This is a genomic window from Rufibacter sp. LB8, from assembly GCF_014876185.1.
GTDB lineage: Bacteria > Bacteroidota > Bacteroidia > Cytophagales > Hymenobacteraceae > Nibribacter.
In genome coordinates this window covers 2,245,319-2,257,159 of the sequence record NZ_JADALJ010000001.1, presented here as the reverse complement: position 1 = coordinate 2,257,159, position 11,841 = coordinate 2,245,319, and the positions used below count along the sequence as shown (strand labels likewise).

At 51.3% G+C, this 11,841-nt stretch carries 9 protein-coding genes; 7 read left to right on the top strand and 2 right to left on the bottom strand.

Annotation, left to right across the window (positions count from 1 at the left end):
- Positions 1 to 26 precede the first annotated feature (26 nt).
- Positions 27 to 1,157, bottom strand: a complete 1,131-nt coding sequence (gene tgt, locus IMY23_RS09585; protein WP_192821869.1) for a tRNA guanosine(34) transglycosylase Tgt — start codon at positions 1,155 to 1,157, stop codon at positions 27 to 29.
- A 128-nt stretch (positions 1,158 to 1,285) separates the two neighbouring features.
- On the opposite strand from tgt, the gene IMY23_RS09580 reads away from it, so the two are divergent.
- The 7 genes from IMY23_RS09580 (at position 1,286) to IMY23_RS09550 (ending at position 10,990) form a co-directional block, all read left to right on the top strand.
- Complete coding sequence (locus IMY23_RS09580; protein WP_192821868.1) at positions 1,286 to 2,455, top strand: glycosyltransferase; 1,170 nt, start codon at positions 1,286 to 1,288, stop codon at positions 2,453 to 2,455.
- Complete coding sequence (locus IMY23_RS09575) at positions 2,446 to 3,054, top strand: RNA polymerase sigma factor (protein WP_066615766.1); 609 nt, start codon at positions 2,446 to 2,448, stop codon at positions 3,052 to 3,054. Before IMY23_RS09580 ends, IMY23_RS09575 begins: the two co-directional genes overlap by 10 nt.
- A gap of 132 nt (positions 3,055 to 3,186) precedes the next feature.
- Positions 3,187 to 3,594 (top strand): hypothetical protein, encoded by a 408-nt coding sequence (locus IMY23_RS09570; protein ID WP_192821867.1) that lies wholly within the window; start codon positions 3,187 to 3,189, stop codon positions 3,592 to 3,594.
- Positions 3,595 to 3,719: 125 nt separating this feature from the next.
- Entirely contained in the window at positions 3,720 to 4,361 is a 642-nt protein-coding gene (gene rsmG / locus IMY23_RS09565) for a 16S rRNA (guanine(527)-N(7))-methyltransferase RsmG (RefSeq protein ID WP_192821866.1), read from the top strand.
- A 178-nt stretch (positions 4,362 to 4,539) separates the two neighbouring features.
- Positions 4,540 to 7,332 carry a TonB-dependent receptor gene (locus tag IMY23_RS09560; protein WP_192821865.1) on the top strand — a complete coding sequence of 931 codons (2,793 nt, stop codon included), beginning with the start codon at positions 4,540 to 4,542 and terminating at the stop codon, positions 7,330 to 7,332.
- Positions 7,333 to 7,337: 5 nt separating this feature from the next.
- Positions 7,338 to 8,501: a DUF4249 domain-containing protein gene (locus IMY23_RS09555; protein ID WP_192821864.1), complete on the top strand. Its 1,164-nt coding sequence runs from the start codon at positions 7,338 to 7,340 to the stop codon at positions 8,499 to 8,501.
- 26 nt (positions 8,502 to 8,527) lie between these two features.
- Positions 8,528 to 10,990, top strand: a complete 2,463-nt coding sequence (locus IMY23_RS09550; RefSeq protein WP_192821863.1) for a hypothetical protein — start codon at positions 8,528 to 8,530, stop codon at positions 10,988 to 10,990.
- Positions 10,991 to 11,094: 104 nt separating this feature from the next.
- Here the strand turns inward: IMY23_RS09550 and IMY23_RS09545 are convergent, their stop codons facing one another.
- Complete coding sequence (locus tag IMY23_RS09545) at positions 11,095 to 11,778, bottom strand: SH3 domain-containing protein (RefSeq protein ID WP_192821862.1); 684 nt, start codon at positions 11,776 to 11,778, stop codon at positions 11,095 to 11,097.
- Positions 11,779 to 11,841: the final 63 nt, after the last annotated feature.

Sequence of the window (11,841 nt, the reverse complement as noted above, 5' to 3'; positions counted from 1 at the left end):
GAATTCTTAATTATAATCGGTCTCAATTATAAGCGGGTCATCAGTTTCTTCACCATCTGGTCTTTCCAGGTGCTGAACGTGCCGGCCAGAATCTGCTCGCGGGCCTGGCCCACCAGCCACAGGTAGAAGGTAAGGTTGTGCACGCTGGCAATCTGGGCGCCCAGCATCTCAGTGGCGTGCATTAAATGGCGCAGGTAGGCTTTGCTGTAGAAGGTACTCGCGTAGCCGCCTAACTCGGCGTCAATGGGTGAGTAGTCTTCTTTCCAGCGTTCGTTCCTGATGTTGATAATGCCCTGCGTGGTGAACAGCATGCCGTTTCTGGCATTACGGGTGGGCAATACGCAGTCAAACATGTCTACGCCCAGGGCAATGTTCTCCAGAATATTGGCCGGCGTTCCCACGCCCATGAGGTAACGCGGTTTGTCTGCGGGCAGTATATCACAGACCAGTTCGGTCATTTCGTACATCATCTCCGCCGGTTCACCCACACTCAACCCGCCAATGGCGTTACCTGGGCGGCCTTTGCTGGCAATCATCTCGGCAGACTGAATGCGCAGATCTTTGTAAGTACTGCCTTGCACAATAGGGAAAAGCGTCTGCTCGTATCCGTATTTGGGGTTTGTGCTGTCAAAGCGGTCAATGCAGCGCTGCAGCCAGCGGTGCGTGCGGTCCATGGAGTTCTTGGCGTAATGGTAGTCACACGGGTACGGCGTGCATTCGTCAAAGGCCATGATGATGTCGGCGCCAATGGTGCGCTGTGTGTCCATCACGTTCTCTGGCGTGAACAAATGGCTGCTGCCGTCAATGTGGCTCCGGAACTTGACGCCGTCTTCAATGATCTTGCGCGTACCTGACAAAGAGAACACCTGGTACCCGCCGCTGTCGGTGAGGATTGGGCCGTCCCAGCCGTTGAATTTGTGCAGTCCGCCGGCTTTTTCCAGCACGTTCAGGCCCGGTCTCAAATACAGGTGGTAGGTATTACCCAGAATAATCTGCGCTTTTACGTCTTCTTTAAGTTCGCGCTGGTGCACGGCTTTGACGGTACCGGCGGTGCCCACCGGCATGAAAATAGGAGTTTGTATGGTGCCGTGCGCCGTGGTCAACGTACCGGCGCGGGCTTTGGAAGCGGGATCTTTCGCTACTAAATCAAAAGTCATGTGTACTAGGTAAAGTGCCGGAGAATGTGCCGTTTGCCGTAGCAACCCAGGTGGAAGAGGTGCCTATGCGCCCTTCGCCGTTCTCCAAGCCGCAAAGATACAGATTGCCCTGCTGATTACCGCCGCGCATGAAATTTTGTGCTACTTTTGGGTTCCGTTTTAGATTTGCCTTGGACTACCGCCTACTTCTAGAATATCTTCCGCTCGCGCTGCTCGGCCTTTTGGTGCTGATCCAGCTTTTCTATGAGCTTTATTATTTCCTGCCGCTGGCGTTTCACAAAGATCCGGTAGAAAACCCGCAGCACTTGCCGCCGCTCTCAATCCTGGTCTGCGCGCATAATGAAGTGAAGAATTTGCAGGAACTTCTGCCCTTACTGGTGCAGCAGGAATATCCCGCGCCCTGGGAAATTATTATCATTGATGACCGCTCCTGGGACGGCACGCACTTGCTGGTACAGGAATACCAACTAGATCACCCGGAGGTGAAACTGGTGCGGGTGAAGGAGCAGGCCCGCTACATGAGTCCCAAAAAAGTGGCGCTGTTCCTGGGCATTAAAGCGGCGCAACATGAGCACCTGCTGCTCACAGACGCAGATTGCAGGCCGGTTTCTGCGGTGTGGGCGCAGGGCATGGCCGCGGGTTACGCCAACAATTCTGACATCATTTTGGGCTTTTCTCCGTATATGCGTATATATGGATTTTTAAATCAATTAATCCGGTTTGAAACCTTCTTGACGGCAATGCAGTATCTGTCGTTTGCCAAGCGGGGGCGGGCGTACATGGGCGTGGGCAGAAACCTGGCCTACACCAAAACCACCTTCCTCCGGAACAAAGGCTTCGCCAGCCACATCAGGTCTTTGGGCGGTGATGATGACCTTTTTGTGCAGGAAGCGGCAAAACATTCAAGGGTGGCAATTGTCTTAGACAAAGACGCCCAGACCCAGAGTTTGCCAGAAACCAGCTGGCGCGCCTGGTGGACCCAGAAACGACGGCATTTATCGGCGGGGCGCCGCTACAAGAAAAGTGAACAAGCCAGAATCGGACTTTTTGTCCTGTCTAACATACTATTTTATGTAATATCACCCATTCTTTTGAGCTTGCAGTACCAAGTGCCCTGGGTTGGCGTTATTATTGGGGCACGGTTTGCGGCGCTGTATGCCACCTACCTGCCAGTGGCCAGTCGGCTCAAAGACCCGCTCAACTGGTGGCTGCTGCCTGTACTGGAACTGGGGTATTACCTCAATTATATAGGGATCCTGATCTCTGTTTTAAGAACTAACAAGGTAAGATGGAAGTAAATAAGCAATTCTCCGCGAAAGCGAAACACGATTTTAAACTAATCCAGTCAGCGGTAGAGGATGGGGACGAGAAGGCGTACGCTGAATTGATGCAGATCTACAAAAAGCCGGTTTACCACGTGGTTCTCAAGATGGTGCGCAACGCCGATGACGCCGAGGACCTCACCATTGAAGCCTTCGCCAAAGCCTTCCGCAACCTGCACAAGTTCAACCCAGAGTATGCGTTCTCTACCTGGCTGTTCAGAATTGCCACCAACAACTGCATTGACTTCATCCGGAAGAACAAGATCAAGACCATGAGCATTGACTCAGCCATCAAGATTGACAACGGCGATGAAATCACCATTGACTTCAAAGACAACAACCTCAACCCGCAGGAGACGGCCATCAAGAACCAGAAGATTGAGATCATGCAGTACATTGTGAGCAAGCTGCCAGACAAATACCAGCGCCTGGTCACGTTGCGTTACTTTGATGAGCTTTCTTACGAAGAGATTGCCACCGAACTCAGCGCCCCGCTTGGCACCGTAAAAGCCCAGCTGCACCGCGCCCGTGAATTGCTCTATGACATGGTGAAGAACAAGAAGCACTTGATTTAGTATCAGGTAGCAGGTATCACGTAGCAAGATATAAGATTTTTAGAAAGCAGCCCCAGGGCTGCTTTCTGCGTTTTGGGGCTCATTTCTGGAAATGAGCCCCAAAACGGCATTTCTGATTAGGCATTCCTGATCATGTACGGACAGGGCTTGACCTATCCTCGGCGGTGGCTTAATCAAGAAAGCCAGCCACACGCAGATTTCCCCATTGAAGGGGGCGAAGGGGGATGTTTACATAGGAGAACACGCCTTGCTTTTCCGCAAGAGTATAGCGCTGACTTTATTAGATTTGAACTCCAAAGAACCGGTAGCAAGATGAAACCTCTTTTTCGTGCGGTGTTAAGTGTCGTTCTCACAATCTTAATTGAATTCCTGCTTCTCAATACCTTCGGTTCTGACTTGATCAGTTCACTGCTCCCGGGTTGGCATACCAGCATTTATTCTGCTGGTTGGGTGAATTGTCTTTTGCTCTTCCTGATATTTGTGGTGCCTTTTGTACTGATTATGGCAGTGAATCTTAAATTGCTGAAAAAATATTTTTAACAGCTTTAATTCCTAACCCACCGAATCGTTTTCGCCTTCATTTCCAAAACAGAGCCCGAAAACGCCTTCCAAAACTCAGGACTCAGAACTATTGACTCAGAACTCCTTTTCCTATCTTTGGGCCTATGAACCAGAATTCCGCAGACCTTCTCCTTCAGTATTTCCCTGACCTCACGCCAGAGCAACAGCAGCAGTTTAGCCGCCTGGCCGCGCTGTACGTGGACTGGAACGCCAAAATCAACGTGATTTCGCGCAAAGACACGGAGAATATCATGGTGAACCATCTGCTGCATTCGTTAGGCATTGCCAAGGTGGTACAGTTTCCGGCGGGTACCAGTGTGCTGGATGTGGGCACGGGCGGCGGTTTGCCCGGAATTCCGTTGGCTATTCTATTCCCCGAGGTGAAGTTTCACCTAGTAGATTCCATTGGCAAGAAAATTCATGTGGTGGAGGAAATTGCCCATGAACTGAAACTGCACAATGTGAAAGCCTCGCACACCCGCGCCGAGCAGGTGCCGGAGAAATATGATTTCATTGTGAGCCGCGCCGTGGCCAGATTGGCTACTTTTTACCAATGGATTCAGTTCAGCTTCAAGAAAGAAAGCGTGCCGGAGCAGGGCTTGTATTACCTCAAAGGCGGCGATTTGTCTGAGGAGCTGGCCGAGTCTGGCTTGGTCCACCAGGTCTATGACCTGAACACGTATTTTAAGGAGGAGTTTTTTGAGACGAAGAAAGTGGTCTACGTGCCGCAGCACCCAACGGCCTGATTTCTGTTTTCGGGCTCATTTCTGGAAATGAAGCCGAAAACGGAATGTTTTGAATAGCGGTTCGTCTAAATAGTTACTTATAAAACTTTCTAGCCACAGATACTCCTAAATTCCCTGGCTACTGGATTATATCTGCTTTTTTAAATACATTTAGAGGAAAGTAGTATTCTTCCTCCCCATGGCTGCCCTTTTCAGATGTCTTTTTTTGCTGTGTGTGCTCTTCGGAACGCAGGTGGCCATGGCGCAGCAGAAAACCAAATACCCCATCTACGGCGATTTTACCGGCTTCACGTTTGAGGAATTCGCCAGAGCCGTAGAAGCCAAAACACCCTACAGATTTTACTTTCAGCCAGAGGAACTAGACAGTATTGTGGTGCAGTTGGTGGTGCAGGAAAAGCCCCTGGAAGACGTGCTCCGAAGCATTTTCCTGAATACTGACATTTCTGCGGCCATTGCCCCCAACCTGCGGGTGTACGTGACCAAGGGCTTGCAAGTACAGCTCGCGCTGCCGCCCTCTCTGCAACCGGCTTCTTCCTCACCAGCCACTAATAATGCCGTACCCGCCATGGCGGGCCGCTTGGTGCCGCCTGCCCTCCAGATAGAAGACGGAGCGGTGAAGACCACCTCATCAGAGAAAAAGCTTTATGAAATAGGGTTTAAAGGGGGCAATGGCAACAAAAGGCTGGCCACCCTTTCTGGACAGGTGCGGGACGTGGAAACGCAGTCGGCGGTAGTGGGTGCCGCGGTTTTTCTGGCGGCCTCGCCCACCACGGGCGTCACCACAGATGAAAACGGAAACTACCAACTCGCTCTTCCGCCCGGGCGGCATGAACTCAGAATTCGGGTGGTGGGCAAACGGGAAACCAGCCGCCAGGTGCATCTGCTCTCCAGCGGCCAACTTAACATTGATGTTTTGCCAGACGCACTGGCCCTGGGCGAGGTGCTGGTGAAGGCCGACAAGTACAAGAACGTACTGGGCCAGCAGATGGGCATGGAGAAATTAGACATCAGAAACCTGAAGATTGTACCCACGGTGTTTGGCGAGACCGATGTGCTACGCGTGCTCCTGATGCTGCCTGGCGTGAAGTCTGTGGGTGAGGGCAGCACCGGCCTGAATGTACGCGGCGGCAGCGCCGACCAGAACCTCATTCTCTACAATGATGCCGTGATTTACAACCCTTCACACCTGTTCGGGTTTTTCTCTGCCTTTAACCCAGACGCGGTGCAGTCCGCTGAGATTTATAAAAGTGGTATTCCGGCACGGTATGGGGGGCGCCTGGCCTCAGTGGTAGATGTGAAAACAAGAATTCCGTCGGCTAAAACGTTCACGGGCGCGGGCGGTATTGGCTTGCTCACCAGCCGCCTGAACTTAGAAGGCCCCATCATCAGAAACAAGACATCATTTATGCTGGGTGGCCGAACCACGTATTCAGACTGGTTATTTGGTTTGTTGCCCAGTGCTTACCGCCAAAGTACCGCTTCTTTTTATGACGTGAATGCCAACATCAGCCACGCTTTCAATGACAAAAGCACGCTGGATATTTCGGGGTACGTAAGCCAGGACGCCTTCACCCTCAACGCCGACACTTCGTTTAAATATGCCAACAAACTGGGCAGCGTAAAATGGCGCCATGAATTCACCCCAGACGTGCTGGCCACCGTAACGGGCAGTTACAGCCACTACAAATACAAAGTAGCCAGTGAGAAAAACGCGGTCAGCGCCTCTGAGTTAGCCTACAGCATTAACCAGACCAGCCTGCAAGCAGGTGTGGCCTACCAGTACAATGAAAAACATGCCCTGGAAGCAGGGGTACAGGCCACCCATTACCAGGTAGCGCCGGGCAGCAGCCTGCCCCTGGGGTCTGAATCTATTTTGTTGCCAGACCAATTGCCCAGCGAATACGGGTTGGAACATGCTTACTACCTCTCAGATAAATATGAACTCAGCCCCAGGTTAACCATTGAAGTGGGGCTGCGCTATTCTTTCTACCACGCCTTGGGACCTAAACAGGAAAACACCTACTTACCCGGCGAGATACGTTCTGAAAACACACTCACCGGGGCCAGGGCATATGGTTCAGGCGAAACGGTGGCCACCTACCACGGGCCAGAGTACCGGGCGTCTGGTAGATTTGCGCTCAATGAAAAGTCATCGGTGAAAGTGAGTTATAACCGCATGCGCCAGTATCTGCACATGCTGTCCAATACCGCTGCCATCTCGCCCACAGACACCTGGAAATTGAGTGACTCCAACATCAAGCCCCAGGTAGGCGACCAGGTGGCCCTGGGTTTTTACCGAAACTTTGAGAACAACAACATTGAGACCTCCATAGAGACCTATTACAAATGGACCAAAGATTTCCTGGATTATAAAAGCGGGGCGGTCTTGCTCCTGAACCGGCAGATAGAGGCAGACTTGATGAACGTAAAGGGCAAGGCCTACGGCGTGGAGTTCATGGTGAAACGGGCCGCGGGCAAGGTGAACGGGTGGTTTTCTTACACTTATTCCAGGTCTTTGGTGCGGTCGCGGGGCGCGGGCATAGAACTCATAAACCGGGGCGAGTACTACCCCAGTAATTTTGACAAGCCCCATGATTTTACGCTGGTAGGCAATGTAAAGGTAAGCCACCGGTTCAGCGCTTCCATGAACGTGACCTACAGCACCGGCAGGCCCATTACGCTGCCCATTGCCAAATACATGTACAACGGCGCAGAGCGGTTGCTGTACTCAGACAGAAACCGGCACCGCATCCCAGATTATTTCAGGGTAGATGTGGGCATGAACATAGAGGGCAACCACCGCATCCAGAAGTTGAAGCACAGTTCCTGGACTGCTGGCGTGTACAACCTGCTGGGCAGAAAAAACCCGTACTCTGTGTATTTCAAAACCGAAGGGCGTTCCATTGGCGGGTACAAACTCTCCATCTTCGGGAACCCCATTCCTAATGTGACCTACAATTTTAAGTTTTAAATCAGATGGCTTCTGTTATTTCTATTCGTCTGAGAAAGTGCCTGGTGTGGCTGTTGGTAGGTTTATGTGCGTGCGTGGAGCAGTACACCCCAGACGTGGAGGATGTGACCACCAACTACCTGGTGGTAGACGGGTTCATTAACAGCCAGGGTGCCACTACCATCAAGCTTTCCAGAACGCAGCCTATTAGCCAAGAGGAAAACGCAGCCGTGGAGCGCGGCGCCACCGTGCAGGTGCAGGAGCTAGATGGACCCAGCCATGCTTTAGCGGAAGTAGCCGGTGGTACCTATAAAGGAGCGGCCGGCGTCATAAATCCCGCCAAAAAGTACCGGCTCTACCTCAAAACCTCGGCTGGAAAAGAATACGCCTCTGACTATGTGCCCGTCATGGTCACGCCCCCCATCGACGCCGTTACCTGGAAAGTGGAGTTGGATGGCGTGCAGATCTACGTGAGTACCCATGACGACCAACAGAATACCCGCTATTACCGCTGGGATTTTGAGGAAACTTTTCAATTCTCCTCTGCTTTCTATTCGCAGATGGTATTTCAGAATAACCAACTCACGTATAGGAAAGACAATATTTTTATGTGTTGGCGAGATGCCGCCCCAGGGTTGTTTTACCTAGGGTCTAGCGTGAAACTTGCCCAAGATGTCATTCATGAAGCGGCACTGGTGAAACTCAATTCATCCAACTTTAAACTCAAGCATAGATACAGCATCTTGGTGAAACAGTACGCACAGACCAAAGAGGCGTTTGCGTATTGGGAGAAGCTCAAGAAAAACACGCAGGATATTGGCTCTCTCTATGACCCCTTGCCCACCGTGCTCACCGGAAACGTGCAGTCGCTCTCTGACCCCAAGGAAACCGTGATTGGCTATGTCAGTGCCACTTCCGTGCAGGAAAAACGAATTTTTATTGACAGGTCACAATTGCCTGCCACCTGGCAGTTTGAAGACGAATACAGCAACTGCCGGGGTGCAGTAGATTCAACCTACTTAGGTAGTATGAACATGGCCATAGGAGCAGATTCTGAACAGTCTGAGATCCGGTTGTTAGGGCCAATTATTAAGCAAGGGTTTTTAGTAGGGGCCTATTTTTATAGGGCAGATTGCGTGGACTGCCGTTTCAGGGGCACCAACATCAAACCAGCGTTTTGGGAAGATTAGCACTACAAAAGATAGCAAAAAAGGTCATGGCGCTCACAAAACTGCAAACCTTAATATTGTTCAAGCAAAAGTGGCTGGCGCTGGTCTTGGTGTTGCTGCTAGGGAGTAACCCTCGGCAAGTATTGGCGCAGATAGATGTGTTAGGCACCGCTGTGCAGCAGCTTTACCAGTTCAAACGCCACACGTACAATGAAAAACTGTTTCTGCACGTAGCCCAGGAGTCTTATGTGTGCGGCGAAGTGCTCTGGTTCAAAGTCTATTGTGTGGAGGGCACCAATCATACGCTAACCGACGTGAGTTCTGTGGTGTATGTGGAGTTATTGGCCGCCGACAGAACACCCGTGATGCAGGCTAAAATTGGAATGAAAGACGGCCTGGGCAACGGTTCTTTTCTGTTACCGTTTACCTTGCCCTCGGGCCGCTATCTGTTGCGGGCCTACACTAATACCCTAAAGAATTTCAGCCCAGATTTCTTTTTTGAGAAGCCGGTTGCCATCATCAACACCTTCACTGGTTATGAAGACAGTCTGGCTACTGCTGCCTCTGAAGAACCCACCCTGGATTTGCAGTTTTTCCCGGAAGGCGGCTATCTGGTCAATGGTCTGGAAAGCAAAGTGGCGTTTAAACTAACAGATGCCGCTGGCAAGGGAATACAAGCTACCGGAGAAATAATAGACGGAGCAGGCAAGCGGGTGGTCTCTTTTCAGACACAGAAATTTGGCATGGGCAGCTTTGTCTTCACACCAACCACCGGTACCACCTATACTGCCAGAGTAAAAACCAGTTCGGGGAGATTGATGACGCAGGAACTGCCCCAGGTAACGTCGCAAGGCTATGTGCTCCGGCTGGAAGAAGCAGAAAATCAGCAGTTACTGCTGCGCGTGCAACAGAATATAGACGCAGGTGGCAACGCACCAACACAACTGTACCTCTTGGGCCACACCCGGCAGAAAATCTCGGCCCTGGAAACCGCAGCATTGACCCCTGAAGGCGAGGCCGTGTTTACCATAGACAAACGCAAACTCCCCGAAGGCGTGACCCACTTCACCGTCTTTGACGGCACCCAGAAACCAATTGCCGAACGCTTGTACTTTGCCCCGGTCACCAACCATCTGCAGCTTCAGGTTAACTCGTCTAAGCCAATCTACGGGCACCGTGAGCCAGTGCAGTTAACTCTGGCTGGTCAGGGAAATGGGAATACCGCCGCCGCCGACGCACAGGTTTCCTTGGCCGTGTTTAAGAAAGAAGACACCGGGCAACCCACGGGGGGCGACATGAAAACGTATTTTTATCTGGAGTCTGAGGTGAAAGGCCGAGTAGAGGAGCCTACGTATTATTTTTCGGCGGCCAAAAGTGCAGACATAGCCCAGGCCGCCGACCTTCTGATGCTCACCCAAGGCTGGAGCCGATTTTCCTGGGACAACATTTTCACCCAACGGTACGCCCTCCACCTGTTCCAGCCAGAATACGCGGGGCATACGATCAAAGCCAAACTAACAAACCAAACCACCGGCGCGCCGGCCCCAGAAGGGATTGCCGCGTATTTGGCAATCCCCACGTTTAACCCGCGGTTTTACAAAGCCCAGACCCAGCCCAACGGACAGTTAAATTTTGAAGTATGGCATTTTGACGGCCCCAGTGACCTCATCTTGCAGACCAATTACCTCAAAGAAAAAGGCTATATGTTCACCGTGGAGAATCCGTTTTCAGACGCGCCTTCTTCTACCAAGGTGCCTGCGCTCCAACTGACCAACGCCTGGAAAGAAAGTCTGGCCCAGCGGCACTTGCAGGTACAGGTGGAGAACGCTTTTGTCGGAAAACAAATAAAACGTTTCAAGCAGCAGTATTTAGATACCATTCCGTTCTATGACACACCAGACAGTCGCTATTTTCTGGACGATTTCACCCGTTTCCCCACCATGGAGGAAGTCATGCGCGAGTACGTGCTAGGCTTGCGCGTGCGCAAAAGGAAAGACGGGTTCAAGTTCCATGTCTATGAAAAAGGCAGCCGGCGCATGTTCAGGCAAAACCCTTTGCTAGTGCTGGATGGCGTGCCCGTATTTTCCGTGGACAGCATCATTGCCTATAATCCTTTGAAAGTGAAACGCATTGACTTGCTGGAGCGGGAATTCAAATACCTGGGTGACACTTACCATGGCTTGGTCAGCTATACTACCTACCAGGGCAAGGCCAATGACATCAGGCTAGACCCCAGCGCGCTGATCCTACAATATGAAGGCATGCAGCTGCAGCGCGAGTTTTACGCCCCGCGTTACCAAACCCCGGAACAGGCCAAAAGCCGCATAGCCGACCTGCGCCACCTCCTGCACTGGGAACCCAACCTGACCCTAGATGCCAAAGGCCGCCGAACCGTGGAGTTCTTCACCTCAGACCAACCCGGCACCTACCAGATTATTGTGGAAGGCCTTACCAAAGACGGCAAGCCAGGCAGCGCCGTGCACACCATTCAGGTAAAAAGCAGCCTTTAATCTTCTTTAGAAAATAAAAAGGGAGGATGAATTTTCCGTTTTCGGGCTCATTTCCAGAAATGGAGCCAAAAACGGAATGTTGAACGCGTTTTTTGGAGTGGTTTTTAAGTGCAGCTATCGAAGCTTAATAACACTTTCCCTTCTTGTACCTTCTTTATTTTAATGTCCTGGGCGGCATCTGCGTCAACCAGCATTTGTTCTATAAGCCAGTACGCCTGGTTAAAAGTTGTTTTGAACGTGAAGTTGAGTTCGTAGCAGCCATCAAAAAAAGTGGATTCTTCCACCATCCCCTTCGGGTAGGTTTTAATAACCGTTTCATAGGGAAACTTTTTCCCTTGTAAGACAGTGGTCTTTTGCAACGTCTTGGTGCTGGGTTTCCCGAAAAGAGAAGCGTAATACGCATCATCCTGCTCCTGAGATAGGTGCGTAGGAGCCATGGGCTGGCCTTTAAATGGCGAGAGCATGCCATCAAACACATAGCCCGTGCGGTTGCCGGCTTGTACCTTCACCCAATGCCCTTTCAGCTCCAGTTTCCCATTGTCAAAATTTGTAACCGAAACCTGATAAGGATTCTCCGGCACAGAGTCAGGCAGAACGGTGACCATGGTATTGTAATGGAGTTGCTGTAGCACAGGAGCTTTTCCGGAAGGATTCGCCCGCAGGTTTACGCCTGAGGTTGGCGCCACATACAACTTGTCACCTGCTGAATACCCATCAGCGGCCACCCGGAGCAAAGGCGAAAAGACGAGCAGGGCCATGATCAGCAATTTCCAATACCTGTGTTTCATAAAATGGGGAGTTGGGTTTTCCGTTTTGGGGCTCATTTCTGAAAATGAGCCCCAAAACAGAAT

Bases quoted from the DNA above. Each gene is read 5' to 3' on its own strand.
- tgt (WP_192821869.1), bottom strand. From the start codon at position 1,157: ATGACTTTTGATTTAGTAGCGAAAGATCCCGCTTCCAAAGCCCGCGCC.
- IMY23_RS09580 (WP_192821868.1), top strand. From the start codon at position 1,286: ATGAAATTTTGTGCTACTTTTGGGTTCCGTTTTAGATTTGCCTTGGAC.
- IMY23_RS09575 (WP_066615766.1), top strand. From the start codon at position 2,446: ATGGAAGTAAATAAGCAATTCTCCGCGAAAGCGAAACACGATTTTAAA.
- IMY23_RS09570 (WP_192821867.1), top strand. From the start codon at position 3,187: ATGTACGGACAGGGCTTGACCTATCCTCGGCGGTGGCTTAATCAAGAA.
- rsmG (WP_192821866.1), top strand. From the start codon at position 3,720: ATGAACCAGAATTCCGCAGACCTTCTCCTTCAGTATTTCCCTGACCTC.
- IMY23_RS09560 (WP_192821865.1), top strand. From the start codon at position 4,540: ATGGCTGCCCTTTTCAGATGTCTTTTTTTGCTGTGTGTGCTCTTCGGA.
- IMY23_RS09555 (WP_192821864.1), top strand. From the start codon at position 7,338: ATGGCTTCTGTTATTTCTATTCGTCTGAGAAAGTGCCTGGTGTGGCTG.
- IMY23_RS09550 (WP_192821863.1), top strand. From the start codon at position 8,528: ATGGCGCTCACAAAACTGCAAACCTTAATATTGTTCAAGCAAAAGTGG.
- IMY23_RS09545 (WP_192821862.1), bottom strand. From the start codon at position 11,778: ATGAAACACAGGTATTGGAAATTGCTGATCATGGCCCTGCTCGTCTTT.